The organism is Burkholderia ubonensis (assembly GCF_001718695.1).
GTDB lineage: Bacteria > Pseudomonadota > Gammaproteobacteria > Burkholderiales > Burkholderiaceae > Burkholderia > Burkholderia ubonensis_B.
This window is the reverse complement of the sequence record NZ_CP013422.1, coordinates 623988-650616: the sequence shown is the minus strand read 5'-3', so window position 1 is coordinate 650616 and position 26629 is coordinate 623988. Positions and strand designations below refer to the sequence as shown.

General features: G+C 69.0%; 24 protein-coding genes and 1 pseudogene. 3 read left to right on the top strand and 22 right to left on the bottom strand.

Going from position 1 to position 26629, the window contains the following annotated elements; genetic code table 11:
- Positions 1-15 precede the first annotated feature (15 nt).
- From folC to WJ35_RS31525, 14 genes are all read right to left on the bottom strand, one after another.
- On the bottom strand, positions 16-1326 hold the full coding sequence (gene folC, locus WJ35_RS22800) for a bifunctional tetrahydrofolate synthase/dihydrofolate synthase (protein ID WP_010089192.1): 1311 nt from the start codon (positions 1324-1326) through the stop codon (positions 16-18).
- A 102-nt stretch (positions 1327-1428) separates the two neighbouring features.
- Positions 1429-2301, bottom strand: coding sequence for an acetyl-CoA carboxylase, carboxyltransferase subunit beta (accD, locus tag WJ35_RS22795; RefSeq protein ID WP_010089191.1), 873 nt, complete (start codon positions 2299-2301; stop codon positions 1429-1431).
- A gap of 72 nt (positions 2302-2373) precedes the next feature.
- Positions 2374-3192, bottom strand: coding sequence for a tryptophan synthase subunit alpha (gene trpA / locus WJ35_RS22790; RefSeq protein ID WP_069240056.1), 819 nt, complete (start codon positions 3190-3192; stop codon positions 2374-2376).
- A 41-nt stretch (positions 3193-3233) separates the two neighbouring features.
- Positions 3234-4085: a DNA-methyltransferase gene (locus WJ35_RS22785; protein ID WP_060233964.1), complete on the bottom strand. Its 852-nt coding sequence runs from the start codon at positions 4083-4085 to the stop codon at positions 3234-3236.
- Between the two features lie 11 nt (positions 4086-4096).
- A complete protein-coding gene (trpB, locus tag WJ35_RS22780) occupies positions 4097-5290 on the bottom strand; it encodes a tryptophan synthase subunit beta (RefSeq protein ID WP_010089188.1) in 1194 nt (397 codons plus the stop codon).
- 62 nt (positions 5291-5352) lie between these two features.
- The gene (locus tag WJ35_RS22775; protein WP_060233963.1) at positions 5353-6036 is read right to left on the bottom strand and encodes a phosphoribosylanthranilate isomerase; all 684 of its coding nucleotides are present in this window, start codon (positions 6034-6036) and stop codon (positions 5353-5355) included.
- Entirely contained in the window at positions 6033-6845 is an 813-nt protein-coding gene (gene truA, locus WJ35_RS22770; protein WP_060233962.1) for a tRNA pseudouridine(38-40) synthase TruA, read from the bottom strand. The genes WJ35_RS22775 and truA overlap by 4 nt, the downstream gene beginning before the upstream one ends.
- Positions 6845-8983, bottom strand: coding sequence for a FimV/HubP family polar landmark protein (locus WJ35_RS22765; RefSeq protein ID WP_069240055.1), 2139 nt, complete (start codon positions 8981-8983; stop codon positions 6845-6847). Before WJ35_RS22765 ends, truA begins: the two co-directional genes overlap by 1 nt.
- 134 nt (positions 8984-9117) lie before the next feature.
- Entirely contained in the window at positions 9118-9357 is a 240-nt protein-coding gene (locus WJ35_RS31530) for a hypothetical protein (RefSeq protein ID WP_155121961.1), read from the bottom strand.
- Between the two features lie 104 nt (positions 9358-9461).
- Positions 9462-10583, bottom strand: coding sequence for an aspartate-semialdehyde dehydrogenase (gene asd / locus WJ35_RS22760; protein WP_010099623.1), 1122 nt, complete (start codon positions 10581-10583; stop codon positions 9462-9464).
- A 299-nt stretch (positions 10584-10882) separates the two neighbouring features.
- The gene (gene leuB, locus WJ35_RS22750) at positions 10883-11950 is read right to left on the bottom strand and encodes a 3-isopropylmalate dehydrogenase (RefSeq protein WP_010099620.1); all 1068 of its coding nucleotides are present in this window, start codon (positions 11948-11950) and stop codon (positions 10883-10885) included.
- Positions 11951-12024: 74 nt separating this feature from the next.
- On the bottom strand, positions 12025-12675 hold the full coding sequence (gene leuD, locus WJ35_RS22745) for a 3-isopropylmalate dehydratase small subunit (RefSeq protein WP_060233958.1): 651 nt from the start codon (positions 12673-12675) through the stop codon (positions 12025-12027).
- An 11-nt stretch (positions 12676-12686) separates the two neighbouring features.
- On the bottom strand, positions 12687-14096 hold the full coding sequence (leuC, locus tag WJ35_RS22740; RefSeq protein WP_010099618.1) for a 3-isopropylmalate dehydratase large subunit: 1410 nt from the start codon (positions 14094-14096) through the stop codon (positions 12687-12689).
- Positions 14097-14237: 141 nt separating this feature from the next.
- Positions 14238-14384, bottom strand: coding sequence for a hypothetical protein (locus tag WJ35_RS31525; protein ID WP_155121960.1), 147 nt, complete (start codon positions 14382-14384; stop codon positions 14238-14240).
- Between the two features lie 448 nt (positions 14385-14832).
- Between WJ35_RS31525 and WJ35_RS22735 the strand changes: the two genes are divergently transcribed.
- Positions 14833-15558 carry a glutathione S-transferase family protein gene (locus WJ35_RS22735; RefSeq protein WP_069240054.1) on the top strand — a complete coding sequence of 242 codons (726 nt, stop codon included), beginning with the start codon at positions 14833-14835 and terminating at the stop codon, positions 15556-15558.
- 14 nt (positions 15559-15572) lie between these two features.
- Here the strand turns inward: WJ35_RS22735 and WJ35_RS22730 are convergent, their stop codons facing one another.
- The 5 genes and pseudogenes from WJ35_RS22730 to WJ35_RS22710 form a co-directional block, all read right to left on the bottom strand.
- Positions 15573-17270: a flavin monoamine oxidase family protein gene (locus WJ35_RS22730; RefSeq protein ID WP_069240053.1), complete on the bottom strand. Its 1698-nt coding sequence runs from the start codon at positions 17268-17270 to the stop codon at positions 15573-15575.
- Positions 17271-17309: 39 nt separating this feature from the next.
- Positions 17310-17792: an aromatic-ring-hydroxylating dioxygenase subunit beta gene (locus tag WJ35_RS22725; RefSeq protein WP_011881729.1), complete on the bottom strand. Its 483-nt coding sequence runs from the start codon at positions 17790-17792 to the stop codon at positions 17310-17312.
- Positions 17776-19116: a Rieske 2Fe-2S domain-containing protein gene (locus tag WJ35_RS22720; protein ID WP_041494102.1), complete on the bottom strand. Its 1341-nt coding sequence runs from the start codon at positions 19114-19116 to the stop codon at positions 17776-17778. Before WJ35_RS22720 ends, WJ35_RS22725 begins: the two co-directional genes overlap by 17 nt.
- 157 nt (positions 19117-19273) lie before the next feature.
- A complete protein-coding gene (locus WJ35_RS22715; protein WP_069240052.1) occupies positions 19274-19672 on the bottom strand; it encodes a DUF4440 domain-containing protein in 399 nt (132 codons plus the stop codon).
- An 8-nt stretch (positions 19673-19680) separates the two neighbouring features.
- Positions 19681-21062: pseudogene (locus tag WJ35_RS22710) on the bottom strand (MFS transporter).
- Positions 21063-21200: 138 nt separating this feature from the next.
- On the opposite strand from WJ35_RS22710, the gene WJ35_RS22705 reads away from it, so the two are divergent.
- Complete coding sequence (locus tag WJ35_RS22705) at positions 21201-22106, top strand: LysR family transcriptional regulator (protein ID WP_069240051.1); 906 nt, start codon at positions 21201-21203, stop codon at positions 22104-22106.
- A gap of 21 nt (positions 22107-22127) precedes the next feature.
- On the opposite strand, the gene iaaH is transcribed toward WJ35_RS22705, so the two are convergent.
- The 3 genes from iaaH to WJ35_RS22690 form a co-directional block, all read right to left on the bottom strand.
- Positions 22128-23549 (bottom strand): indoleacetamide hydrolase, encoded by a 1422-nt coding sequence (iaaH, locus tag WJ35_RS22700; RefSeq protein WP_080484416.1) that lies wholly within the window; start codon positions 23547-23549, stop codon positions 22128-22130.
- Between the two features lie 276 nt (positions 23550-23825).
- Entirely contained in the window at positions 23826-25076 is a 1251-nt protein-coding gene (locus WJ35_RS22695) for a DUF1479 domain-containing protein (RefSeq protein WP_069240049.1), read from the bottom strand.
- A gap of 107 nt (positions 25077-25183) precedes the next feature.
- Positions 25184-25573: a VOC family protein gene (locus tag WJ35_RS22690; protein WP_060234090.1), complete on the bottom strand. Its 390-nt coding sequence runs from the start codon at positions 25571-25573 to the stop codon at positions 25184-25186.
- 73 nt (positions 25574-25646) lie between these two features.
- Here WJ35_RS22690 and WJ35_RS22685 point away from each other — a divergent pair, with 73 nt between their 5' ends.
- Positions 25647-26618: a helix-turn-helix domain-containing protein gene (locus WJ35_RS22685; RefSeq protein WP_060234089.1), complete on the top strand. Its 972-nt coding sequence runs from the start codon at positions 25647-25649 to the stop codon at positions 26616-26618.
- The last annotated feature ends 11 nt before the right edge of the window (positions 26619-26629 follow it).

Below are 26629 nucleotides of genomic sequence, written 5' to 3'. Positions count from 1 at the left end.
GAAACTGCCCGTCAGTCAGTGTTGCTGCGATTTACGATAGGCCATCACGCCAGCTACCGTATGGAAACTGCCGAAAACCACGATTCTATCATTCTCCGATGCTCTTTTTAGTGCATCGCGAAACGCATCGGCCGGCGACGCGTGGCGCGTGACGCTCGAATCGGGGCCGTCCTCGACGCCCGCATGGCGCAATGCGGCTTCGAGCTGCCCGGCGCTCGCCGCGCGCGGCAGCGGCAAGTCCGTCACGCACCAGTGGTCGATCTCGCCCTTCAAGTGCCGCAGCACGCCGTCGATGTCCTTGTCGTGCATCGCGCCGAACACCGCGTACGTGTACGGGAAGAAGCCCATGTTGCCGAGATTCTGCGCGAGCACGGCCGCCGCGTGCGGATTGTGCGCGACGTCGAGCACGATCGCCGGCTTGCCCGGCAGCACCTGGAAGCGGCCCGGCAGCTCGACGTTCGCGAGCCCGAGCCGGATGTCCTGCGCGGACACCGGCAGCACCGCGCGCAGCGATTCGAGCGCGGCGAGCGCCGCCGACGCATTGATCAGTTGATTCGCGCCGCGCAGCGCCGGGTACGCGAGCGCCGGATAGCGCTTGTCGCGGCCGAGGTAGCTCCACTGCTGGCGCTCCGCGCCGGGCTGCGCCTCGTAGCGGAAATCGCGGCCGACGAGCCACAGGTCCGCGCCGATCGCTTCCGCGTGGTCGATCAGCGTTTGCGGCACGGCCGGATCGCCGCAGATCGCGGGCTTGCCCGGCCGGAAGATCCCGGCCTTTTCGAACGCGATCTGCTCGCGCGTATCGCCGAGGTATTCGGTGTGGTCGATATCGATGCTGGTGACGATCGCGCAATCGGTGTCGATGATGTTGACCGCGTCGAGCCGGCCGCCGAGGCCGACTTCGAGGATCACCGCGTCGAGCCCGCGCGACGCGAACAGGTGCAGGATCGCGAGCGTCGTGAATTCGAAGTACGTGAGCGACACCGGCTCCGGCAGCGACGTGCGCGCGGCCTCGACGGCCTCGAAGTGCGGCAGCAGCGCGTCGTCGGCGACCGTCTCGCCGTTCACCCTCGCCCGCTCGTTGAACGCGAGCAGGTGCGGCGACGTGTGGCAGCCGACCTTGTAGCCGGCGCGCACGAGGATCGTCTCGAGGAACGCGCAGGTCGAGCCCTTGCCGTTGGTGCCGCCGACCGTGATCACCGGGCACGCGAATTCGAGCCCGAGCGCCGCCTTGACCTGGCCGATGCGGGTGAGGCCCATGTCGATGCCGACCGGGTGCGCGCGCTCGAGATGCGAAAGCCACGCGTCGAGAGTGGGAAAAGTGCTCATCGGATCAAATCTGAATCGGTACCGCCACTACGCAAAAAAACGAAGCGCGCCGCCTGGCGATCGAGCCAGGCGACGCGCGCGGTTCACACCCTCGGGCGCCGATCAGGCCAGCGCGTCGGCCGGCTGGCGCTGCAGCAGCGCGAGCAGCTGCGCGATCTCGTCGCGCAGCTTGCGACGGTCGACGATCATGTCGATCGCGCCCGTCTTCAGCAGGAATTCCGCGCGCTGGAAGCCTTCCGGCAGCTTCTCGCGCACCGTCTGCTCGATCACGCGCGGGCCGGCGAAGCCGATCAGCGCCTTCGGCTCGGCGATCACCACGTCGCCGAGGAACGCGAAGCTCGCCGACACGCCGCCCATCGTCGGATCGGTCAGCACCGAGATGAACGGCAGCTTCGCTTCCGCCAGCTTGGTCAGCATCGCGGTGGTCTTCGCCATCTGCATCAGCGACAGCAGGCTTTCCTGCATCCGCGCGCCGCCCGAAGCGGTGAAGCAGATGAACGGCACCTGCTGCTCGAGCGCGTTCTGCGCGCCGCGCGCGAAGCGCTCGCCGACCACCGAGCCCATCGAGCCGCCCATGAACGAGAACTCGAAGCACGCGGCGACGACCGGCAGCGTGTGGATCGCGCCGCCCATCACGACCATCGCGTCGGTCTCGCCGGTGTCTTCCATCGCTTCCTTCAGACGATCCGGATACTTGCGGCTGTCCTTGAACTTCAGCGAGTCGACCGGCACGATCTCCTGGCCGATCTCGTAGCGGCCTTCCGGATCGAGCAGCGCGTCGAGGCGCTCGCGCGCGCCGATCCGCATGTGGTGATCGCACTTCGGGCACACGTGCAGGTTCGCGTCCACGTCGTTGCGGTACAGCACGGCCTCGCAGGACGGGCACTTGACCCACAGGCCTTCCGGAATGCCCTTGCGGCTTTTCGGGTCGGTCTGCTTGATCTTCGGCGGCAACAGTTTGTCGAGCCAGCTCATCGTTTGATTTCCTGTTCCGTGGCGGGCCGGGCAACATGCGCCCGGACCCGCCTTCCTAGGTTGCTAGGTTGTTTATTTACGCGCCGTCTTGCCCGCGCCGTCCAGCGCGGCGCGCACCTCGGCGACGAACGCCTTCAGCGCGGCGACGGCGCCTTCCGGCGCGGCGCTCTCGAGGAGCTGCACCAGACGGCTGCCGATCACGACGGCGTCCGACACTTCGGCCACCGCGCGCGCCGTTTCGGCGTCGCGGATGCCGAAGCCGACGCCCACCGGAACCGGCACACGCGACTTGATGGCCGGGATTTTACCCGCAATGCTCGAAACATCCAGATTTCCGGCGCCGGTCACGCCCTTGAGCGACACGTAATACACGTAGCCGCTCGCGATCTTGCCGACGTCCGCGATGCGCTCGTCGGTCGACGTCGGCGCGAGCAGGAAGATCGGATCGATCTGCGCGGCGCGCATTTTTTCCGCGAACACGCCCGCCTCTTCCGGCGGATAGTCGACGACGAGCACGCCGTCGACGCCGGCCGCATGCGCTTGCTCGGCGAATGCGTCGACGCCCATCCGCTCGATCGGATTCGCATAGCCCATCAGCACGACGGGGGTCGTCTGGTTGGTCTCGCGGAAGCGCTTCACGTCGGCGAGCACGCTCTTCAGCGTGACGCCGCGTTCGAGCGCGCGCTCCGACGAGCGCTGGATCACGGGGCCGTCGGCCATCGGGTCCGAGAACGGCACGCCGAGCTCGATCACGTCCGCGCCGCCTTCGGCGAGCGCGTGCATGAAGTCGACGGTCTTCGCGGGATCGGGGTCGCCCGCGGTGATGAACGGGATCAGGCCCTTGCGGCCTCGTTCGGCGAGCGCTGCGAAGGTCTGCTGGATACGGGACATGGCAATTTTCCTCGATTCGTTCGGCGAAACGGCGGCGCGACTCACGCGCACGCCTGCGCGTCGAGCGCGGCAACGCGCTCGTGCGCGATCGCGCAATAACTTTCGTTGATCTCGTAGCCGACGAAGTCGCGCCCCTGCCTTGCGCAGGCCACCGCGGTCGTGCCGCTGCCCATGAACGGATCGAGCACGCGGCCGCCCGGCGGGCAGCTCGCGAGCACCATCCGCTCGATGATTTCCAGCGGCTTCTGGGTCGGATGATCGACGCGCTCCGCGTGCTGCCGGTGCAGGCGCGAGACCGACCAGACGTCCTTCGGGTTGTAGCCCATCTCCAGCCACTTGCTGCCTTCGAACAGCTTGCGCGAGCGGGCCTTCTTCGTATCGGCGTCGTACGGGATGCGGACCGGATCGAGATCGAAGTAATACGCCTTGGACACCGCGAAAAAGCCGATGTTGTCGTGCACCGACGTGAAGCGGCGCGTCGTGCCGCCCATGCTCGGCACGCGCCGGTCCCAGATGATCTCGTTGATCATCGTGAGCTTCGTCTTCAGGAAGCTGAAGATCTCCGGCGCGTACTGCCACGTGCAGAACACGTACATCGACCCGCTCGGCTTGAGCTTCGGAATCGCCAGCTCCAGCCATGCGCGCGTCCACGCGAGGTGGTCGTCGCCCGAGCGCTTGTCCGAGTCGTTGCCGTAGTCCTTGCCGAGCCCGTACGGCGGATCGGCGACGATCAGGTCGATCGACGCGTCCGGCAAACGGGCGGCTTCGGTCATGAAATCGCGGTTGTGCAATTCGATGCCGGCGCGCAGCGCGCGCGGCTCGGCGACGGCGGCTTGCACCGCCTGCGCTTCGCTCGCGGCGCCGCCCGCCGGCTCTTCGATCAGGTCACGCATCGGTCGGGGGGTCAGAGCGAAATGCCCGATCGCTCGGCGACCGTGTGCATGTCCTTGTCGCCGCGGCCCGACAGGTTGACGAGCAGGATCTTGTCCTTCGGCAGCGTCGGCGCGAGCTTCACGCCATACGCGATCGCGTGGCTCGATTCGAGCGCCGGGATGATCCCCTCGATCCGGCAGCAGTCGTGGAACGCCTTGAGTGCTTCCTCGTCGGTGATCGGCACGTACTGCGCGCGGCCGCTGTCCTTCAGCCATGCGTGCTCGGGGCCGACGCCCGGATAGTCGAGGCCCGCCGACACCGAATGCGTCTCGATGATCTGGCCGTTGTCGTCCTGCAGCAGGTACGTGCGGTTGCCGTGCAGCACGCCGGGGCTGCCGGCGATCAGCGACGCCGCGTGATGGCCCGTGTCGAGCCCGTCGCCCGCCGCCTCGACGCCGATCAGCTGCACCGACGCATCGTCGATGTACGGATAGAAGATGCCCATCGCGTTCGAGCCGCCGCCGACGCAGGCGATCACCGCGTCCGGCTGCCGGCCCGCGAGCTCGGGCATCTGCACCTTGCACTCGTCGCCGATCACGCGCTGGAAGTCGCGCACCATCATCGGGTACGGGTGCGGGCCCGCCACCGTGCCGATGATGTAGAACGTGTTCTCGATGTTCGTGACCCAGTCGCGCATCGCTTCGTTCAGCGCGTCCTTCAGCGTGCGCGAGCCCGATTCGACCGGCACGACCGTAGCTCCAAGCAGCTTCATCCGGTAGACGTTCGCGGCCTGGCGGCGCACGTCCTCGGCGCCCATGTAGACGACGCACTCCATCCCGAAGCGCGCGCAGATCGTCGCGGTCGCGACGCCGTGCTGGCCGGCACCCGTCTCGGCGATCACGCGCTTCTTGCCCATCCGCTTCGCGAGCAGCGCCTGGCCGATCACGTTGTTGATCTTGTGCGCGCCGGTGTGGTTCAGGTCTTCGCGCTTCAGGTAGATCTGCGCGCCGCCGAGCGTGTCGCTCCAGCGCTGCGCGTGGTAGATCGGCGACGGACGGCCGACGAAGTGCTTCAACTCGCGCTCGAATTCGGCGACGAAGCCGGGATCGTGCTGGAATTTCTCGTACGCCGCGCGCAGTTCGTCCAGCGCGTGAATCAGCGTCTCGGCGACGAACACGCCGCCATACGGGCCGAAGTGGCCGCGATCGTCAGGAAGGTTGTACATGGTGTCACTCTCGATCGGTCGGTGCGCGCCCCGGTTCCCGGGGGGCGCCGCACCGGCATGCATCACCCGGCGTCCGCTTCGCGCACCGCGCGCACGAACGCCGCCATCCGGGCGTGATCCTTCACGCCCTTTGCGCCCTCCACTTCGATGCCGCTCGAGACATCGACAGCGAAAGGACGCAGCTGGCGGATCGCGTCACCGACGTTTTGCGCGTTCAAGCCACCACTCAAAACGGCCCGACGCGCGAGCTCTGCGGGAATAAGTGACCAATCGAAGACCTTGCCGCTGCCGCCGTAGTCCGGCACGAGGGTGTCGAACAGGAGGCCGCGCGCTTTCGAATAATGAAGTGCCGATTCTACCAAATCGGCCGACTGCGTCGAGGGGCCGACGCGCACTGCGCGCAGCCACGGCAGCCGCGCCGCGCGGCCGAGCGCGTCGCATTGCTCCGGCGTTTCGTCGCCGTGGAACTGCAGCAGCGTCAGCGGCACGTCGCGCACTACCGCCGCGATCTCGTCGGCCGTCGCGTTCACGAACAGGCCGACGACCGACACGAACGGCGGCGCGAGGCGTGCAAGCTCCGCCGCCTGCGCGATCGTGACCGCGCGCGGGCTCTTCGGGTAGAACACGAGGCCGATCGCGTCGGCGCCGAGCGCCGCCGCATGCAGCACGTCGTCGGGACGCGACAGGCCGCACAGCTTGATGCGCGTGCGCGGCGGCGCGGAGGAATTGGAGGCGCGGTCCGTCATGTTTGTGGATCCAGGTCAGCCCAGACGCCGCTCCACGGCACGCTGCCGAGCTGCGCGGACGGGACGGCGAATTCCGCCGGGTAGCCGACGTGGGCGAGATACAGCCCGTCGGCCATGAACGTGGGCGCCGCGCGGTTGCGGTCGCGCCCGGCCAGCACGTCCGCGATCCATTCGGCCGGATAGCGGCCGCGGCCGACCGCGACGAGGCAGCCCATCAGGTTGCGCACCATGTGGTGCAGGAACGCGTTGGCGCGGAACCGGAAATGCAGGAAGTGGCCAGCGCGCCGGATGTCGATCTGGTACAGGTGCTTGACCGGCGTCTTCGACTGGCATTCCGACGACCGGAACGCCGAGAAGTCGTGCTCGCCGATCAGGTGCGCCGCGGCCGCGCGCATCGCGTCGTCGTCGAGCGGCGTGTGAATCCAGCCGGCGCGCGCGTCGAGCATCGGCGAGCGCACCGGATGCACGTACAGCGCGTAGTAGTAGGTGCGCTCGAACGCCGAGAAGCGCGCGTGGAACGCGTCCGGCATCGGCTTCGCCCACTGCACCGCGACCGTCGACGGCAGGAACGCGTTGGTGCCGCGGACCCACGAGAAGTCGGCGCGGTCCAGCTCGGTGTCGAAGTGCACGACCTGCCCGAGGCCGTGCACGCCGGTGTCGGTGCGCCCCGCCACCGTCGTATGCAGCGGCGTCTGCGCGAACTCGGCCAGCGCGCGCTCGAGCGCGTCCTGCACGGTCTTGCCGTGCGGCTGCGACTGCCAGCCGCAAAACGCCGCGCCGTCGTATTGGATGCCCAGCGCGATCCGCATCACGCCTCGTCCGCCAGTTTCGCCAGCAGCGCGCGCGCGTCGTCGCGCGTCGCAGCGTCGTTCGCGTCGATCACTTCCTGCAGCAGCGTCCGTGCGCCGGCCAGATCGCCCAGCTCGACGTATTCCAACGCCAGATCCAGCTTGTTGCGGGCAATGCGCGCAAGCTCCTCCGGCGTCAGTGCGGGCAGCTCGGCATCGGGGGCGGACGGCAGGTCGAGATCGAAGTCGAGCTTCAATGCACCGAACCGGGCGCCGAGCGGCGGCAGCGGTGACGGCGTGGGCACCGTGGACGCGCCTCCCGCCTGCTCGGCAGGCGTGGTCGCATCCGGGTCCCAATCGAACTCGTCGTCGTGCTCGACGGATCGTTCATCCGACGCTTCGGTCGCGCCCAGCGGCGGGCGCGGGGCGGGTTGACCGTTAGTTGCTGATTGCTCGCTTTCGGTTGGGGCTTGCGGCGCTTGCGGCACGGCGTGCTCGTCGCCGATGCGCGGCGGCAACGGCATGTCGAGGCTATTCAACGCGTTGATCGCGTTCTGCATCAGCGCCTCGTGCTGCGTGTCGGTCGGTGTAGGAGCCGCGGGCGCCGTTTCAGCCGGCGCGTCTGCAGCGGCGGGCGCAGCAGCAGGCACGTCGGGCGGGAGCGCTGCTGCGGGCGCTTCGGCTTCGGCTTCGGCTTCGGCTTCGGCTTCGGCGTGATCGTCGTGCGTCGACGCCTCTTCCGGCGGCGGCGCGACATCGGCCTCCCGCACGTCGGCCGTCTCTGCCGCGACCGCGGCGGCCGTCACGAGGCTCACGTCGGTCGCCGCATCGCGGGAAAACGGTGTGGCGGGCAGCGTCGGCGGCACGGGCTCGACGGCACGCGGCGATGCGTCAAGGTCGGTGTCGACGGGTGCCGTATCACGGGATTGCGCCGGCGGCACGTCGGCGGACGACGCCGCAGCGGCGTCCGCGGCGCGCGCTTTCCTGCGCTTGCGCCATGCAAACCCCGCAATGAGGACGACAACGGCCGCGCCGGCTGCTGCGGCCGGACGCCAGTCCATCTGACCGGTCGCGCGAGGCGACGACGGCGGCGCAACGCTCGTCACGACCGGCGGCACGGGGGCCGACGCCGGCGCCACTGCGCTGGCGGCGGCACCGGACGCCGCACCGGACGCCGCGTCGCCCGCGACCGCCGACGACGCAGCACCGGATGCCGCGACATCGCCCTGAACCGGACGCACAGCGGCCGGCGCGGGCGCGACGTTGCCGGATGGCGCCGGCTTGCCGATGCCGTGCTTCTGCAACTCCATCAGCACGCGGTTCTTCAGCGCGAGCAGTTGCTGAAGGCTCGACGGCCGCGGCTGCGACGCACCCGCAGCAGGCGCCGCTGCGGGCTGCTGCTGTGCGTGCTGAGCCGCACCACCCGCGGCGGGCTGCGCCGCAGCCTCGCTCGCGGACGACGGTGCGGACTGGATCGCGCCATTCCAGACGTGCGGCCCGCTGGCGCCGCCGACCGGCGCCGCCGGTTGAGCGGTTGCGGCCGACGATGCACCATGCGTCGCCGATGCGCCGGCCGAAGTCGATGCACCGTTGGCGGCCGGGGCGTTCGTGCTGCTCGTGGGAGCGGCCGGCGCTGCGGGTGCGATCGGGGCGCTCGACGCGGCCGATGCCGTCGGCGCGGCCACGGCGGCCGAGCCGGGATGGGCAGCCGACGCGCCGTGCTGCGCACCCGCCACCGTGGCGGAGCCCCCACCTGCCGCGGACCCGGCCGATGCGCCCGATGCCGCGCCGGCACCGGCCGGCACGAGCGCGGCGCCGGTGGCGTCCAGCGCCGGCACCGTCAGCGCCGCGCCGACCTTCAGGCGGCTCGGATCGCGTTTCATGAACGCCTGCGGATTCGCATCGAACAGCGCGCGCCCGGCCCGGGCGATCACGCCGGGATCGTGCGACTGCGTGGCCGCAATCGCGATGTCGTTGAGGGACTGGCCCGGCTGGACCGTCACGGTGAGCGGAACGGCGCCGCCGGCGGCCGACGCCGGCTGTTCGCCGGGGCTGGCCGCACCGGCCGAAGCGGCCGCGCCGAGCGCCAGGACCGCCAGCGCGCCGCACACGGCGCGCGCCAGACGGGACTGACGCGGAAACAAGAAAATTCGGGACATCGTTGGCTCTATCGCCACGCTGGCGCGCGGCTCGGATTCGCGTTTGGAAGCGTCAAAAAAGTCGCCGCAGAAATGCAAAAGCGCCGCGCGGAACGCGACGCTTTCCGCTGGTCTGCGCGTCGTAACCGCGTAGTTTACTTCACGCGCCCGGATTCGGGCCGAATTCGTCGCCGGCCGATACGGCCGACCGACCGATTCGCCAATGGATCGCGGGATCGCGCGCGGCGCGCATGATCGAGCACGTGCCATTCGTCAGCCTGAATGTCGCCGGCGGCGTTCTGGCGGGAACGAACGCGGCCGCCATCGACATCCACGTCCACGTCCGCGCCGGCCGCGAAGCCGCGGTATCGGCGGCGCGGCCCCGGCCTGCTCATGGGCGCATCCAGCGCCGGACATCAACAAAAACGCCTGCCGCCCGCGAACGGGCTGGCAGGCGTCTCGCTTCGCGCGCCGGCGGCGCGCGTGCGCGGCCCGATGCTTACTTGTCGAGCAGGATGCGCAGCATGCGGCGCAGCGGCTCGGCCGCGCCCCACAGCAGCTGGTCGCCGACGGTGAACGCCGACAGGTATTCGCCGCCCATCGCGAGCTTGCGCAGGCGGCCGACCGGCACCGACAGCGTGCCCGTGATCTTCGCCGGCGACAGGTCGCGCATCGACGCTTCACGCTCGTTCGGCACGACCTTCACCCAGTCGTTCGCCGACGCGAGGATGCCGTTGATCTCGTCGAGCGGCACGTCCTTGTTCAGCTTGATCGTCAGCGCCTGCGAGTGGCAGCGCATCGCGCCGATCCGCACGCACAGGCCGTCGACCGGGATCGAGCCCGGCTCGCCCATCGCCGGCTTGCCGAGGATCTTGTTGGTTTCCGCGCCGCCCTTCCACTCTTCCTTCGACATCCCGTTGCCGAGATCCTTGTCGATCCACGGAATCAGCGAGCCCGCGAGCGGCACGCCGAAGTGGCTGGTCGGCATCGCATCGCTGTTCATCGCGGCCAGCACGCGGCGGTCGATGTCGAGGATCGCTGACGCCGGATCGGCCAGCTGCTCCTGCACCGCGCCGTTCAGCGCGCCCATCTGCGACAGCAGCTCGCGCATGTTCTGCGCGCCCGCGCCCGATGCGGCCTGGTAGGTCATCGCCGTCATCCAGTCGACGAGGTTCTCGCGGAACAGGCCGCCGAGCGCCATCAGCATCAGGCTGACCGTGCAGTTGCCGCCGATGAAGTTCTTCGTGCCCTTGACGAGCGCGTCCTTGATCACGTCGAGGTTGACCGGGTCGAGGATGATGACCGCGTCGTCACTCATCCGCAGCGACGACGCCGCGTCGATCCAGTAGCCGTTCCAGCCGGCCGCGCGCAGCTTCGGGAACACGTCGTTCGTGTAGTCGCCGCCTTGGCACGTGATGATCACGTCGCACTTCTTCAGCTCGTCGACGTTGGTCGCGTCCTTGAGCGTAGTCTCGTTTTTCGCGAACGACGGCGCCTTGCCGCCCGTGTTGCTGGTGCTGAAAAACACCGGTTCGATCAGGTCGAAATCGCCCTCTTCCTGCATGCGCTGCATCAGGACGCTGCCGACCATGCCGCGCCAACCTACGAGACCTACGTTCATGACTAACCCTTTGAATGGAGCTTCCCCGCCATTTCCGCCCCCGGCGTGACCGCGCGGGGAAACAGGCGGGCACGACGGACGATCAGCGTTTAATGATCGTTTTCGTGGTAATGGTTTTCGTGATGACGACGGCGCGCGTAACCGCACGGGCAGTGTTGCCGTGGAGTTTCAAGACCGGGGAGATCAGGGAAATCAGCGCCATCGCACGAGTCTACACAAACCTTTCTGGCCGCACAACGGCCAATCCGGCGCGAACGGGCCGTTTTTTCACGGCCGCGTTCGCACCCTTTACCGCCTTCTTACAGCGCTGCGACCACCGCGTCGCCCATCGCGACCGTGCCGACCTGCCGGCAGCCCGGCGTCGCGATGTCGCCGGTGCGGTAGCCCTGCTCGAGCACCTTTTTCACCGCGCGCTCGATGCGATCGGCCTGCTCCGCGCGGTTCAGCGAGTAGCGCAGCAGCATCGCGGCCGACAGGATCGTCGCGAGCGGGTTCGCGATGCCCTTGCCCGCGATGTCGGGCGCCGAGCCGTGCGACGGCTCGTACAGGCCCTTGTTGTTCTTGTCGAGCGACGCCGACGGCAGCATGCCGATCGAGCCGGTCAGCATCGACGCCTCGTCGGACAGGATGTCGCCGAACATGTTGCCCGTCACGATCACGTCGAACTGCTTCGGCGCCTTCGCGAGCTGCATCGCCGCGTTGTCGACGTACATGTGCGACAGCTCGACGTCCGCGTACTCCTTCGACACGTCGATCATGATGTCGCGCCAGAACTGCGACGTTTCGAGCACGTTCGACTTGTCGACCGACAGCAGCTTCTTCGCGCGCTTGCGCGCAGCCTGGAACGCGACGTGCGCGATGCGGCGCACTTCCGGCTCCGAATAGCGCATCGTGTCGAAGCCCTCGCGCGCGCCGGCGAACGGGCCGTCGGGCGCAGCGCGCACGCCGCGCGGCTGGCCGAAGTAGATGTCGCCGTTCAGCTCGCGCACGATCAGGATGTCGAGGCCCGCGACCAGCTCCGGCTTCAGCGGCGACGCGTCGACGAGCTGCGGGTAGCAGATCGCCGGGCGGAAGTTCGCGAACAGCTCGAGATGCTTGCGCAGGCCGAGGATCGCCTGCTCGGGGCGCAGCGCGCGTTCGAGCGAGTCGTACTTCCAGTCGCCGACCGAGCCGAACAGGATCGCGTCCGCTTCCTTCGCGAGCTTCAGCGTCGCGTCCGGCAGCGGATGGCCGCTCGCCTCGTAGCCCGCGCCGCCGACCGGCGCTTCCTCGAGCTCGAACGTCTCGCCGAGTGCGTTCAGCACCTTCACCGCTTCCTTGACGATTTCCGGACCGATGCCGTCGCCGGGCAGCACTGCAATCTTCATGCGTTATTCCTGACTGGGTAGGTTGTGTATGCGAAGCGGCGCACGCACGGCGTGCGCCCGCCCGAAGGACGACGTCAGCCGACCAGCTTGTGGTTCAGCCACGGCTGCTTCGCGAGCCGCTCGGCTTCGAACTGGCGGATCTTGTCCGCGTGACGCAGCGTCAGGCCGATGTCGTCGAATCCGTTCAGCAGGCAGTACTTGCGGAACGCGGCGACGTCGAACGCGTATTCGCGGCCGTCCGGCGTGCGCACGACCTGCGCGTCGAGATCGATCGTCAGCTGATAGCCGTTGAACGCGTATGTCTCGTTGAACAGGTGATCGACCTGCTGCTCGGTCAGCACGATCGGCAGCAGGCCGTTCTTGAAGCAGTTGTTGTAGAAGATGTCCGCGAAGCTCGGCGCGATAATCGCGCGGAAGCCGTACTGCTGCAGCGCCCACGGCGCATGTTCGCGCGAGCTGCCGCAGCCGAAGTTCTTGCGTGTGAGCAGGACCGACGCGCCCTGGTAGCGCGGCTGGTTCAGCACGAAGTCCGGGTTCAGCGGACGCTTCGAGTTGTCCTGGCCCGGCTCGCCGTGGTCGAGGTAACGCCATTCGTCGAACGCGTTCGGGCCGAAGCCGGTGCGCTTGATCGACTTCAGGAACTGCTTCGGGATGATCGCGTCCGTGTCGACGTTCTCGCGATCGAGCGGCGCCACGACGCCGGTATGCACTGTGAATTTTTCCATGATCCGTCCCGTTACCCCAGCTTGCGAATGTCGACGAAGTGGCCTTCGATCGCCGCCGCCGCCGCCATCGCGGGGCTGACGAGGTGCGTGCGGCCGCCCGCGCCCTGCCGGCCTTCGAAGTTGCGGTTCGACGTCGACGCGCAGCGCTCGCCCGGCTCGAGGCGGTCGGCATTCATCGCGAGGCACATCGAGCAGCCCGGCTCGCGCCATTCGAAGCCGGCGTTCGTGAACACCTTGTCGAGCCCTTCGTGCTCGGCCTGCGCCTTCACGAGGCCCGAGCCCGGCACGACCATCGCGAGCCGCACGTTCGGCGCGATGCGGCGGCCGAGCTTCTTCACGACGTACGCGGCCGCGCGGATGTCCTCGATGCGCGCGTTCGTGCACGAGCCGATGAAGATCTTGTCGACGTTGATCGATTCGATCGGCGTGTTCGGCTCGAGCGCCATGTACGCGAGCGCGCGCTCCATCGCGTCGCGCTTGACCGGATCCTTCTCGCGTTCCGGATCGGGCACGCGGCCGTCGATCGACGTGACCATTTCCGGCGACGTGCCCCACGTGACCTGCGGGACGATCTCGGCTGCGTTCAGCTCGACGACGCGGTCGAACTGCGCGCCGTCGTCCGACGTGAACTGGCGCCAGTACTCGACGGCCTGGTCCCATTCCGCGCCGGTCGGCACGAACGGACGGCCTTTCAGGTAGTCGATCGTCGTGTCGTCGACGGCGACCATGCCGGCGCGCGCGCCCGCTTCGATCGCCATGTTGCAGACCGTCATCCGGCCTTCCATCGTCAGCGCGCGGATCGTCGAGCCGCCGAATTCGATCGCGTAGCCGGTGCCGCCCGCGGTGCCGATCTTGCCGATGATCGCGAGCACGATGTCCTTCGCGGTGCAGCCGCGCGGCAGTGCGCCGTCGACCTTCACGAGCATGTTCTTGCTCTTTTTCTGCAGCAGCGTCTGCGTCGCGAGCACGTGCTCGACTTCCGACGTGCCGATGCCGTGCGCGAGCGCGCCGAACGCGCCGTGCGTCGACGTGTGCGAATCGCCGCACACGATCGTCATGCCGGGCAGCGTCGCGCCCTGCTCCGGGCCGATGATGTGCACGATGCCCTGGCGCACGTCGTTCATCTTGAACTGGGTGATGCCGAAGCTGTCGCAGTTCGCGTCGAGCGTGTCGACCTGCAGCTTCGAGACCGGATCGGCGATGCCGTGGCTGCGGTCCGTCGTCGGCACGTTGTGGTCCGACACGGCCAGGTTCGCGCTGATGCGCCACACCGGGCGGTGCGCGATCTTCAGCCCTTCGAACGCCTGCGGGCTCGTGACTTCATGCAGCAGCTGACGGTCGATGTAGAGCAATGCCGTGCCGTCGTCCTCGGTGTGGACCACGTGGGTATTCCACAGTTTGTCGTAGAGAGTCTGTGCCATGGGTATGCGGGGTCGTTGTGACTTACAAGCCTTGCGGATGCGGTCGATTATGCCACGCGCAACGCGCCGCCGCGCAGTGCGGGCGCGAAAAACCCATTAAAAACAGTGGTTTGGCTGGTAGTGGCAATACCTGTATCGGCATTACCAGCCAAACCCGCCCACGCCCGGATCGCGACGCACCGGAACGCCCCGGTCTGCCTGCGCGCGATTCGCGCATACGACCGATTCACGCAGTTCGGCACGTCCCGTCTCGCCGAACCGGGAGCCCGCCGCGATGAAGCTCGGCATCCGCACCTCGCTCGCCCCGCCTCGACACCGAAGGCGCGCCATTCACGACGCTGTTACGCCACGGCACGCTCGATATCGAGCTGTACCGCGCGCGGCGACGACCGCCAAACGCCGCTTACGTGCGACGAGATCTACGCGATCACGGCGGACGCGTCGCGCTTCATTGTGCGACCGGCGAGAATGTGCAGTGGCACGCCAGCGACGTGCTATTCGTCCGCGCGTTCGCGCCGCACCGTTTCATCGGCTTCTCCAACGATCGCTCGACGTGGGTGTCAATCGACGGCCCGAACGGCGACACACGCGACATACCCACCCCCTACCACCCGCGCCTCACGCCGCATTCCCCCCAATCTCCTACACTGTCTATTCCCGACGAGCGGCGCACGGCCGCCCTTCCCGCCATCGCGATGCGCACGTCACGCGGCGCATCGCCCGACAGGAGCACCGGATGCGATACGAACTCTATTACTGGCCCGGCATCCAGGGCCGCGGCGAATTCGTGCGGCTCGCGCTTGAAGCGGCCGAAGCCGACTACGTGGACGTCGCGCGCCGATCCGGGCGCGGCATGGGCATGCCGGCCATGATGCGCGTGCTGGAGAGCGCGACCGAAACCTGCCTGCCGTTCGCGCCGCCGTTCCTGAAAGCCGGCGACCAGATCATCGGGCAGACCGCCAACATCCTGCTGTTCCTCGGCGGCCGGCACGGCCTCGCGCCTCAGGACGAAGCAGGGCGGTTGTGGGTCCACCAGCTCCAGTTGACGGTGACCGACTTCGTCACCGAGATTCACGACACGCATCATCCGATCGGCAGCGGCCTGTACTACGAAGATCAAAAGGCGGAGGCCGCCGAGCGCGCGGCCGATTTCATCGCCCACCGGCTACCTAAATTCCTCGGCTACTTCGACCGCGTCCTCGCGCAGAATCCACACGACAGCGGCTACATCGCGGGCGATGCGTTGAGCTACGTGGATCTGTCGATGTTCCAGTTGATCGAAGGGCTGCGCTACGCGTTTCCGAACGCGATGAAGCATGCAGCGCGCAAAGTCGGCGGCCTCGTCGCGCTGCACGACCGCGTCGCCGAGCATCCGGGCGTCGCGCGCTATCTGGCATCGGAGCGCCGCATCGCGTTCAACGAGATGGGGATCTTCCGGCACTACGCCGAGCTCGACAGCTAGCGGCGCATGCCGCGTCAGTCGCCGTAGCGATAGCGGTTGCGCATCGCGTCCAGCGGATTGCCGTCGGCCAGCACGCCGCCGAGGCTGTGGATCACCGCGCTCGCCGCATTGATCGCCGTCTGCACCGCGCCCTCGATCCAGCCGCCCGTAAACGAGCAGCAGCAGCCGGCCAAGTAAATGCCACGGTCCGTCGAAGGCTCGACGGCCGTCTGGAACTGGTAGAACAGCGCCTGCGAATGGATGTCCTCGCCCGGATAGTTCAGCTTGAACGCGCCGAGCGCATAGCGGTCCGACAGCCAGTCGTGGCTCGTCACGTTGCGCGCGTAATCGTCGTCGAGCGGACGCAGGTGTGCGGCGAACGCCGGCGACACGACACCGATCTCGGCCACGAGGCGCTGGAACCGTTCGACCTTGTCCGTGAGCGACAGGATCTTGTGCGAATCGTCTTCCCACGTGTAGCTGATCAGCACGACGCCGTGCGCGTCGCAATCGTCGGGCGCGTAGTCGAGGCAGTAGATGCCGCGCGCCAGCGTGTCGGTCTGGATGTTGTGCGGCAGCCCGTGCTTGAGCCAGAACTTGTCGCGGGTCAGCACGAACAGCTTCGACGAACTGACCATGTGCGTATCGTTGATCGCGCGCACGACCTCGGGCGCGAACAGGTTCGCGATGCCGGTGATGCCCATGCCGACCTGCATCGCCCGCGTCGTCGTCGCGACGATCACGCGGTCGAACACCTGCGTCGTCCCATCGTCGAGCGTCAGCGCGAAGGTGCCGTCCGGCTGCTTCTCGACGCGCCGCACGGCCGCGTGCACCACCCGGTCGCGTACGCGCGCGGCTTGCCCGCCGTCGTCGAGCAACCGCTGCGCGAGCGCGAAGATGCCGGCCGGAATCAGCCGCTGGTCGACTTCGAGTTCGTTGACGACGATCCGCAGGATTTCGAGGAACGACGCGCGATAGACCGGCTGAAAACCGCCCGAGCCGATCCCGAGCGTGCCGAACAGCCGCAGGTCCTCGCTCCTGCGCCAGCGCACGCCGCCGGGCGGCGTCGCGCCCGTGAAGATCTTGACGATCGCCGAGTAGAACGACTCGTCGCCGAACCGGTCGATGTACTGCTGCCAGCCGCGACGCGCGTCGTCGTAGCAATGCGCGCGCAGCAGCGCCGTCAGCTCGGCCGGCGCGGGCAGCTGCGTGCCGTCGTCGAGCCGCACGCCGTCGCGTATGAACGCGCGCCAGCCGCGGTCGACGCGGTCGAACAGCGCAGGCGGGCGCTCGCCCGCGGGCCAGCGATACGCGTGCCCCTGGTAATGGATCTCGGTATCGACGACACCCGGATCGGGAAACGTCGACGAGCTGTCGATGCCGAACCGCTCGAGATAGTGGTACAGCGCGGCCTGCGATGGCGGGAAACGCATCGCGCCCATTTCGGCGAGCAGGTGCGGATGGTCGGGATTGATCGACTGCGACAGCAGCCGGCCGCCCACGCGCGCCGGGTTCGCCTCGAACACGACGAGCTGCCGCGCACCCGCGCGCAGCAGCTCGCACGCGGCGACGAGGCCGCCCACGCCAGCGCCGACGATCGCGATCCGCGCGTCGCGCGCGCCATCCGCCGGCAGCGTGCCGAGGTGTCCGCCGGTGCGGGCCAGGAAGGCGCCGTAGTCGTACAGCGTGTCGATGTACGGCAGCGTGCGCGACAGAAATTCAGGAGCGTTCATGGGATCGGGGTCGGTAAGGAGCGTGCGCGGCGCACGCGGTCACATCGGCAGCTGGATGCTGCCGAGCGGCGCGTCGGCATTGACGAGATCGACGCGCTTCACGTGGATGCGCAACGCGTCGTCGCGCACCGCCAGCGCGTGCGTGTACCAGCCGGCGAACAAGGTCTGCTCGTCGCGCCGTGTTTCGACGTAGTGAAACGGCGTGCGCAGCAGGTACGCGCCGTGATCGGGCTCAGCGCGATCGACCTGCGGCCGCTGCAGCAGATGATGACCGCGGCTCGCCGGCTGCTGCGAGAACGTGCGGCGCCCGCCGAGCCGCTCGATGCGGATGCGCAGCAGCAGCAGGTCCTCGTCCATCAGCGCGCCGTGCAGCTCGGTGTCGGGCTGATCCGGCGACAGCGGCATCCAGTAGCGCGCATCGTCCGCGTACATCGAGAGCCATTCGTCGTAGCGCCGCTCGTCGAGCAGGCGCGCCTCGCGATAGACGAACGCGACGAGCTCATCGTCACTGAATACGCGCATCGGCGGCCTCCTGCGTCGACGCGGGCGCGATGTAGCGCAGCCATGCGCGGAACTGGTTGCGGATCTGCTGCTCGCTGGTGCCGTTCGTCACGAACGTCGGCTGCGCGAACTCCTGCGGATCGAACAGACGACCGACGTGCACCCAGTCGCGCGACTGCGTCGCGAGCCCACGCTGCGCGCGCTCGTACATCTCGAGATCGTCGTGCGCGACGATCGACGTCGGCGCATTGATCAGGCGGTTGTACGCGAGCGTGCGCTCGAACAGCGAGTCCGGTGCGCCGACCAGCCGGAACGACCACGACTCGACCAGCGTGCGATCGACGGCAAGCGGCTTGAACACGCGCAGGATCTGGATCGGCCCCTTCACCATCGCATTCGGGAACAGCACGGTGTTGTGACGCACCTCGCCGAGAATGCGCGCGGCGCGCGCTTCGCCATAGGCGGCGACCATCTTCTCGTGATAGCCGGGAATCGGCGTATAGCGCGCATGGATCGAATCGGCGGTGCCGGTATGCCCGTGCCCGTTGGGCCACACGCGCAGCCCCATCTGCTCGAAGAACGCGTGCGGCTGGATGAACGGCTCGAGCAGTTCGACCGCCATCGGCTTCGCGTGCTGCGCGCCGTCGCGCTCCCACACGCGCACGGCCGTGCCGGCCGACGATTCGTGCGCGACCATCGGATGACAGGTGTCGGTCTGGTTCTCGACCAGCATTTTCCAGTTGCAGCCGTGCACGTAGCGGAACACGCCGCCGGCGACTTCGACGCGCCCTTCCGGCGAACGGTCGACCAGATTGTCGAGCGACGACAGCGCGTCGCCGAAATACGCGTGAAAATCGACGCCGGACGGGTTCAGCCGGCAGAACACGAAGCCGCGATGGTCATGCACCGCGCCGACCGCCTGCATCCCCTTACTCGCCTCGCACGATGCGAAGCCCGTGTTCTCGTAGCCGCGCCGCAGCGGGATCGCGTAGAGGCTGCCGTCGGTCCGATACGACCACGCGTGATACGGGCAGCGGAAGAACGCGCCCGTGTTGCCGCACGCGTCCGTCACCAGCTGGGTGCCCTTGTGCGAGCAGCGATTGTGGAGCACCCGCACCGACCCGTCGTCGTGGCGCACCATCACGACCGGCTCCGCGCCGATCGTCGTCGTCACGTAGTCGCCCGTCCGCGGAATCTGGCTCGTGTGGCCGACGTAGACCCACGTGTTGCGGAACAGCTCGCGCATCTCCAGCTCGAAGATGCGCGGCGACAGATAGAGGTCCTTGTGCACCTCGGTGTCGCGCACGAGCGACGCCGGCTCGTCGATGAACGGTTGCGCCGTCATGCGTGCCTCCGGCTGCGCACGCGCGAACGCCGCGCGCCGGCGCGGCGCGCGGTGTCGATTGCTTTTGTTGTCATCTCTCAGGTTCTGCTTGATATGGCGCCCGGAAGCGCATGCGCGTGCCGCCGCACCGCGCGGCACGCGTCGTTGCGGGTAACGGTCAGCCCGTCACCGGTGTTTCGTGCAGCCGCAGCCAGCCGATGCGGCCGTCCGCATCGCGTTCGAACACGACGGTCGAGCGGCGCACGGTACGCCGGCCGGCTTCGTCGGTCTGCGTCTCGCGATAGCCGATCACCGCGCCGCGCTGCCATGCGCTCACTTCGTGCAGCTCGTCGATCGCGATGCGCAGGCCGGGCCGCGCGCCGTAGCCGCGCGAGAACAGGATGTCGATATCGGCGTAGTCGAGCGCATGGCCCTGCAGCGAGATCATCGAGAACGCGCGCGAGAAGCGCGCGAGCAGCGGCGCGAGCGCGTCGCGCGTGGCGCGGCCGGACAGCCATGCTTCGATGTCGACGTGCGCGTCGGCGACTTCCTGGAAATACGGGTTTGACGGATTCATGCTGGAACTCACGAACGTTGGGAAGCCGCGCGCGCGGCAGGCGCACGATGCGTGGCGAGGCGTGCGACGAACGGCAGCGGCAGCAGCGTCGCCAGCGCGGCCAGCCCGAAGCATTGCTGGTAAGGCAGCTGCGCGGCGCCGCCCTGCAGCGACAGCAGCAGGTTCAGCGCGCTGCCGAGCACCGCGACGCCGACACAGAAGCTCAGTTGCCGGTTCAGGTTCCACAGCACGCTCGCGTCGCCCATGCGCTCCGCCGGCACGTCGACGAACGCCGCGCTTTGCGCGGTGCTCGTGCACAGGCTGGCGCCGAACCCCATCGCGGCGAACGCGGCCACGCGCCCCGCTTCGAGCGCGGCCAGCGGCGTCGCGAGCAGCACGATGCCGCGCAGTCCACCACGATGCCGACGACGAACAGCGGCTTCGCGCCCCAGCGCGGCAAGCCCCGGCGCGTCGTCGCGATGGCGGCGAACGACGCGATCGCCCACGGCGCCATCAGCGCGCCCGCGTGCGTGGCGCTCAGCCCGAGGCCGTTCTGCAGGTACAGCGCGGCGACGAGATTGACGCCCGCGAATACCCCCGGCACGCACAGATAGATGACGACGCCGATGCGCAGCAGCGGCTGCGCGAGCAGGCCGAGATCGAGCAGCGGCGCGGCCGCGCGGCGCGCATGCAAGACATACGCGGCGCCGGCCGCGATCGCGATCGCGAGCGGCACGAGCGCGTCGCCGCCCGCACCCGGCTGGCCGGCGAACGTCAGGCCGAACAGCAGCGCGACGAGCGCCGTGGCGCTCAACCCGAGGCCGCGAAAGTCCAGCGCCGGCGGGTTGCCGTCCGGCGCGTCGGCCGGCAGCCATGCGAACGCGAGCACGCTCGTGAGCGCGGCGAGCGGCAGCATGCCGGCGAAGATCGCGCGCCACGACACCCGGTCGACGACAATGCCGCCGAGCGCCGGCGACAGCGCGGGCACGAGCAGCGCGACCATCATCACGACCGACGTCAGATGCCCGCGCGCGTCCGGCGGGTACGCGCGATACGCCATCGCCTGCCCGACCGGGATCAGCAGGCCGCCGCCGAGCCCCTGGACCAGGCGCCACGCGAGCAGCGCGCCGATCGACGCGGACAGCGCGACGCCGAGGCTCGCGCATCCGAACAGCAGCAGCGACGCCGACAGCACCCGCCGTTCGCCGAACCGGCGCGCGAGCCACGCACCGAGCGGAATCACGACGGTCAGGCCGAGCACGTACGCATTGCCGACCCACGCGAGCTGCGCGACCGACGCGTGCAGCTCGCGCTGCAGCGCCGGATACGCGGCGTTGAGCATGAACATGTTGGCGAGATCGATCGCGAAGCCGAGCAGATAGACGGCGGCGATCCTGGAGCGGTCGGACATGTCGGCGGAACTCGAACGAAACGCCGCAGTGTAAGGTTCGGCGCGGCCGTCGATAAGACCGTCCGGGCGGCCACACCGGTCGAAAAATTTTGACAATCGAGGCACCATGTCGGTTTTCCGCCCAGCATCCGACACGCCATGGTGAGCCTGGATCGTTTCGCCGTCTTCCGCGCCGTGGCCGAAGCGGGCTCGTTCACGGCCGCCGCGGCCGCGCTGAACCAGGCGCGCGCGGCCGTCAGCTTCAACATCAAGCAGCTCGAAGCCGAACTGGGCGTGACGCTCCTCACACGCACGACCCGCCGGGTCGAACTGACCGACGCGGGCGAGCGCTTCTACACGCGCTGCCTGCGCGTGCTCGACGAAGCCGACAGCGCGATCGACGACGCGCGCGGCGAGCACGGCGGCATGCACGGCAGCCTGCGGGTGGCGTCGACGGTCGAATATGCGTCGATGGTCGTCGCGCCGGCGCTGCACGCGTTCACGCAGCAGCATCCCGCGCTGCGGGTGCGGCTCGAGACGCATACGTCGCAGGTCGACCTCGTGCGCGACCGCTTCGACGTCGCGATCCGGCTCGGCCGCCTCGAGCAGTTCCAGGATCTGCCCTACCGCGGCGCGTGCCTCGCGACCTACGAGGTGCGGCCGGTGATCGCGCCTTCGCTGCTCGCCGAGGCCGGCCTGTCGCAGATCGGCTCGCCGGAGCTGCTTGCCCGGCTGCCGCAACTCGGCCATACGCGGCTCGAGCGGATCGCCACGTGGACGCTCACCGATCGCGACGGCAACCCGCATGCGTTTCGCCCGGGCGCGAAGCCGCGCGTGGTGGTCGACAACGCGTCGGTGCTGCGCGAGCTGGCCCGGCAAGGCAGCGGCGTCGCGCTGCTGCCGGAATGGCTCGTGCGCGACGATCTCGCGCGCGGCGTGCTGGTCGATGCGCTGCCGGGCTACCGGTTTCCGCGGCAAAGCGTGTACGCGCTGTACGTGTCGACGCGACACGTGCCGCAGAAAGTGCGCGCGTGGGTCGATTTCATGAAGGCGTATCTGGCCTGAAGTGGCGCGGCATGCGCAGGCTTACGCGCGTGCCGCGTCGTCCCGCAGCCGTGCGTCGACCCGTGCCGCGATCGCCAGCAGGCGGCGGTCGCCGCCCCACGGGCCTTCGAGCATGAGCCCGACCGGCAGCCCCGTTTGCGCGGAGCGGCCGGCCGGCAGCGACACCGACGGTACACCGGCGAGCGACGCGGGCGAGGTCTGACGCGCGACGCGCGCGAACAGCGCCGCGTCCTGCGCGGCCGTCATCGCGGCGGTGGCGTCGAGCAACGGCGCCTCGCCCGGCACCGTCGGCATCGCGATGCAGTCGACCGGCGTACCGAATGCGTCGTCGTACCAGCGCACGATGCGCCGACGCCAGTCGAGCGCATCGGCGTAGGACTGTGCATCGATCGGCGCGGATACGAACGAACGGAAGATCGCGCGGACGTCGTCGCTCGCGATCCGTTCGACGAACGTGTCGAACGGGATGCCCAGCCGTTGCGTCGCGAAGCGGCGCCAGTACAGGCTGGCCTCGAATGCCGCAATCGGAAAGCCGCACGCTTCGCTCGCGTCGTGCAGCTGCCGCGCGGGCAACGGCACGAGCGTCGCGCCGGCCGCCGCGCAGGACGCGAGCGCGCGTTCGATGCAGGCCGCGACGCCGGGATCCAGCTCGTCGAAATACGGCGCGGCCGGCACGCCGATGCGCAGCTGCGACCAGCCGGGTGCGGCGGCAATGCCGTCGTCACGCGTCAGCACCGCATCGAGCAGCAGCAGATCGTCGATGTGCCGGGCGATCGGCCCGACCGTATCGCGCGTGTGCGACAGCGACAGCACGCCGTGCGACGAATAGCGCTGCGCGGACGGCCGCAAGCCGTACACGCCGCAAAATGCGGCGGGAATGCGCACCGACCCGCCGGTGTCGGTGCCGAGGCCGAACGGAATGCCGGCCGCGACGGCCGCGGCCGTACCGCCGCTCGAGCCGCCCGCGATACGGCGCGGGTCGTGCGGGTTGCCGACCGCACCGAACTGCCGGTTGCCGCTCGTGATGCCGAACGCGAGCTCGTGCATGTTGGCCTTGCCGAGCGGCACCGCGCCGGCGTCGAGCAGGCGCCGGACGGTCAGCGCATCGTGCGTCGCGCGATAGCCGTTCACTGCCGGGCTCGCGCCGAGCGTCGGCATGTCGGCGGTGTCGAGGTTGTCCTTGATGACGAACGGCACGCCGGCGAGCGGCAGCGCGTCGCCTTGTGCGATACGCACATCGATGCGCTCGGCCGTGCGGCGTGCGAGTTCGGCATCGACGTGCACCATCGCATTGAGCGGCGCAATGGCGGCGAGGCGCGCGAGTGCATCATCGGCCACGTCGACGGCACGGCACGCGCCGTGGCGCACCGCATCGGCAAGCCCACGCACGCTCGCGGCGGAAACGAATGGAGAGGAAGAAACGCGGTTCGGCTGTGTTGTCATGTTGTGTGCTGGACGCGGAATCGATCGGGAAACGGGCGGCGTACCGAAGGCCCTGTCCGGCATGCCGCGCGCAGCGCGATGGTAGCCCGGCGCGCGCGCGGGCGCACGTGGGGCATCATGCTTGCGGTTGGGAATGGTCGGGCCTTCGGCGAGCGCGCACGACGAATTGGAGGCCGAATGGAATCGCAAGCGGCATGGTGCGGATGCGGCGGATACCTCGGATGCCGTGGATGCTGATGCCGCCGATGGACCGACGGCGCGCGCGCCGTCGGTCCATCAAGCGCCCGGCTCGAACCCCATCTGCTCGCGGCCCAGCCCCGTCAGATCGCGCTCGCATGCGCGCCCGTCGAAATCGACCTCGAAGTGATCGGCCGGAAAATCCGGCGGGCTTTCGCCGCGCAGGAACGCGGGCAGCTGGCGCCGCAGATACGCGTCGTTCTTCGCGCAGCCCGGCGCGGCGGCGATATACATCACGTTGCTGTCGCCGCTGCCGCGATGCGCATCCTCGACCGCGTGCACGACGTCGCCATGCCAGAACACCGCATCGCCCGGCTCCATGTGTGGAATCGGCACCAGCGCGTCGAGCAGCGGCGCATGCCACTCGGGCAGGATCGACAGCGCGCGGCCGGGACGCGCGCCGCACAGGTCGTCGTCGGCTACGTCGTCCTGCAGCGCGCGCAGCACGACGTACGCCATCGCGTTCGCGACCGGAACGAGCTGCAGCGTGCCGTCGCCGGGCCCCTGCGGCGTCAGTGCGGTCCAGCCCTGGAACGTGCGGAACATCGAGCACACGGCCGGCGACGAAATCTCCTCGACATCGGGACGAAACGCCGCGTCGAACGGGTCGTATGCGCGCCAGTTGCCGGCCAGCACGTGCCGGTAGACCTGGCGGAAGTTCGCGCCGAGCCAGCGCTCGACGGACCCGCCGTCGACGTGCGGCGACAGTCCGAGCGACGTCGAGCCGGGCGGCCGGCGGCGAATCCGGTCCGCATAGGCCGGCACCTGCTCCGGATCGAAGTGCGCACGCACGCCGTCCGCATGACGCCACAGCCGGTTCAGGAACACGCGCGCCTGCGTGAGCGCCGGCGACTGGCGCGCGGCCACCTGCGGCTTCGACCAGTAGACGCCGTAGATCTGCGGCTTGCCCGACGCGAGGTTGCCGAAGTAGCGGTCCTCGGCGCGCGCGTGCAGCCGGTCCGCCAGGCGATTCGCGTCGAGATAGGCGCCGATCTCGTCGTTCCAGTCGCGCGCCTGCTGTGCGTCGAACACGCCGCGGATCACGCACGCGCCGCGCGCGCGAAGCGCGTCGATCGCGAGCGGATCGACCGTCCCGTTCGCGATGTGCGCGAACGGCAGCACCGGAATCACGTCGTCGCCGCGCGCGTGCGCGCGGCGAATTGCATCGACCTGTCGCGCGATGTCCCCCTCCAGTTCGCGGAACGCGGTGGCATAGCCGGGCAGATCCGCGCGCAGCGTCCGTTTCGCGGCGCGAATCGCGGCCGGCAGGTCGTCGATAGTCAGTGGCATCGGGGTCTCCAGTCCTGGGGTTGGAACGTGACGCCAGCTTAGTGCCGCCGCATCCCGTCCCTTACCGCGATCCGGTCAACTATCGATACAATCCTGACAACCGAGTGTCACTCCGGCCGGTGGCAGACCACGCAGAGCTTGTTGCCGTCCGGATCGCGAAAATACGCGCCGTAATAGTCGGGGTGATAGTGCGGGCGCAGGCCCGGCGGCCCTTCGCAGGTGCCGCCGCGCTGCAGCGCAAGCGCGTGACAGCGATCGACGAGTTCGCGCGTGGCGGCGTCGAACGCGATCGTCTGGCCGTTGCCCGGCGTGGGCGGGCCGCCGTCGAGCGGCCGGCCGATGAAGAACAGCGGCCGGTCCGCGCCGGCCGGCATCCAGCCGCACCAGCCGTCCGGCTCGCGGAATTTCAGCCGCAGGCCGAGCGCGTCGCACAGCGGCGCATAGAAATCGTAGGCGCGCGCCAAATCGCTGACGCCCACGCAAATGTGTGAAAACATCGGCTTCGCTCCGTCGTGACGATCACGCACGATCATGCCACGGCGCGACGCGTGTCGCAGCCCGGAGACCGCGATGAAACCGCAATACGAGCACGTGACGTTCGCGCCCGGCTGTTCGATCCGGGTCTATCACCGCAAGCTCGCGCGCATCCCGTTCGAATGGCATCGCCATCCGGAGTACGAACTGACGCTGACGCTCAACAGCCGCGGCAAGCGCTTCATCGGCGACCACATCGCGAGCTATGCGGACGACGATCTCGTGCTCGTGCCGCCGAACTTGCCGCACACGTGGTCGTCGAACGAGCGCATCGATCCGCACGCGCCGCAGATCGCGCTGGTGGTCTGGTTCGACGGCGACTGGGTGCGGCGGCTCGTCGATTGCTGCCCCGAATACGCGCCGCTGCGTTCGCTGCTGCGGCGCGCGGCGCCGGGCCTGCGCTTCGGCGCCGACGCGGCCCGCGCGATGCGGGCCCGGCTGCCACGCTTGCTCGATCCGTTGCCGCGCGAGCGACTCGCCGCGGCGCTCGACACGCTCGCCGAGCTCGCCGAAGCCGGCGGCGAACCTCTCGCGACCGCACCGGCGTACGACCGGCCCGACGAGCGCACGCGCGCCTCCGACGCGCCCGAAGCCGAGCGCCTCGACCGCGTGCTCGACGCGATCGACCGGCGCTTCCACGAACCGCTGCGCGTCGACGCGCTCGCCGCCGTCGCGCACATGTCCGAGCGCACGCTGCAGCGGCTGTTCGCCCGGCATCTCGGCAAAAGCGTCGGCCGCTACGTGCAGCGCCTGCGGATCGCGCATGCGTGCCGGCACCTCGTCGGCACCGACTGGCCTATCGCGACCGTTGCCGCGCGTTGCGGGATTCCGAACGCCGCGAACTTCAACCGGCAGTTCCTCGCGACCCGCGGGATGACGCCCGGCGCGTACCGGCAGTTCTTCCTGCGTCACGGCCATCCGCCCGCGGACGACGCGCGGGCGGATCTCGACACGCGCCCGCCGTCGCTGGAGCGCGCGGCCACGACGGCAACCACGCCGCACAAATGAAAACACCCCGG

Bases quoted from the DNA above. Each gene is read 5' to 3' on its own strand.
- truA (WP_060233962.1), bottom strand. From the start codon at position 6,845: ATGCGGATCGCGCTGGGCATCCAATACGACGGCGCGGCGTTTTGCGGC.
- accD (WP_010089191.1), bottom strand. From the start codon at position 2,301: ATGAGCTGGCTCGACAAACTGTTGCCGCCGAAGATCAAGCAGACCGAC.
- iaaH (WP_080484416.1), bottom strand. From the start codon at position 23,549: ATGACAACACAGCCGAACCGCGTTTCTTCCTCTCCATTCGTTTCCGCC.
- WJ35_RS22690 (WP_060234090.1), bottom strand. From the start codon at position 25,573: ATGTTTTCACACATTTGCGTGGGCGTCAGCGATTTGGCGCGCGCCTAC.
- WJ35_RS22715 (WP_069240052.1), bottom strand. From the start codon at position 19,672: ATGAATCCGTCAAACCCGTATTTCCAGGAAGTCGCCGACGCGCACGTC.
- WJ35_RS22735 (WP_069240054.1), top strand. From the start codon at position 14,833: ATGCGATACGAACTCTATTACTGGCCCGGCATCCAGGGCCGCGGCGAA.
- WJ35_RS22775 (WP_060233963.1), bottom strand. From the start codon at position 6,036: ATGACGGACCGCGCCTCCAATTCCTCCGCGCCGCCGCGCACGCGCATC.
- WJ35_RS22695 (WP_069240049.1), bottom strand. From the start codon at position 25,076: ATGCCACTGACTATCGACGACCTGCCGGCCGCGATTCGCGCCGCGAAA.
- trpA (WP_069240056.1), bottom strand. From the start codon at position 3,192: ATGTCCCGTATCCAGCAGACCTTCGCAGCGCTCGCCGAACGAGGCCGC.
- WJ35_RS31525 (WP_155121960.1), bottom strand. From the start codon at position 14,384: ATGCCGAGCTTCATCGCGGCGGGCTCCCGGTTCGGCGAGACGGGACGT.
- WJ35_RS22685 (WP_060234089.1), top strand. From the start codon at position 25,647: ATGAAACCGCAATACGAGCACGTGACGTTCGCGCCCGGCTGTTCGATC.
- WJ35_RS31530 (WP_155121961.1), bottom strand. From the start codon at position 9,357: ATGAGCAGGCCGGGGCCGCGCCGCCGATACCGCGGCTTCGCGGCCGGC.
- asd (WP_010099623.1), bottom strand. From the start codon at position 10,583: ATGAACGTAGGTCTCGTAGGTTGGCGCGGCATGGTCGGCAGCGTCCTG.
- WJ35_RS22720 (WP_041494102.1), bottom strand. From the start codon at position 19,116: ATGACGGCGCAACCGTTCATCGACGAGCCGGCGTCGCTCGTGCGCGAC.
- WJ35_RS22725 (WP_011881729.1), bottom strand. From the start codon at position 17,792: ATGCGCGTATTCAGTGACGATGAGCTCGTCGCGTTCGTCTATCGCGAG.
- WJ35_RS22765 (WP_069240055.1), bottom strand. From the start codon at position 8,983: ATGTCCCGAATTTTCTTGTTTCCGCGTCAGTCCCGTCTGGCGCGCGCC.
- WJ35_RS22730 (WP_069240053.1), bottom strand. From the start codon at position 17,270: ATGAACGCTCCTGAATTTCTGTCGCGCACGCTGCCGTACATCGACACG.
- leuD (WP_060233958.1), bottom strand. From the start codon at position 12,675: ATGGAAAAATTCACAGTGCATACCGGCGTCGTGGCGCCGCTCGATCGC.
- leuC (WP_010099618.1), bottom strand. From the start codon at position 14,096: ATGGCACAGACTCTCTACGACAAACTGTGGAATACCCACGTGGTCCAC.
- leuB (WP_010099620.1), bottom strand. From the start codon at position 11,950: ATGAAGATTGCAGTGCTGCCCGGCGACGGCATCGGTCCGGAAATCGTC.
- folC (WP_010089192.1), bottom strand. From the start codon at position 1,326: ATGAGCACTTTTCCCACTCTCGACGCGTGGCTTTCGCATCTCGAGCGC.
- WJ35_RS22705 (WP_069240051.1), top strand. From the start codon at position 21,201: ATGGTGAGCCTGGATCGTTTCGCCGTCTTCCGCGCCGTGGCCGAAGCG.
- WJ35_RS22785 (WP_060233964.1), bottom strand. From the start codon at position 4,085: ATGCGTGACCTGATCGAAGAGCCGGCGGGCGGCGCCGCGAGCGAAGCG.
- trpB (WP_010089188.1), bottom strand. From the start codon at position 5,290: ATGTACAACCTTCCTGACGATCGCGGCCACTTCGGCCCGTATGGCGGC.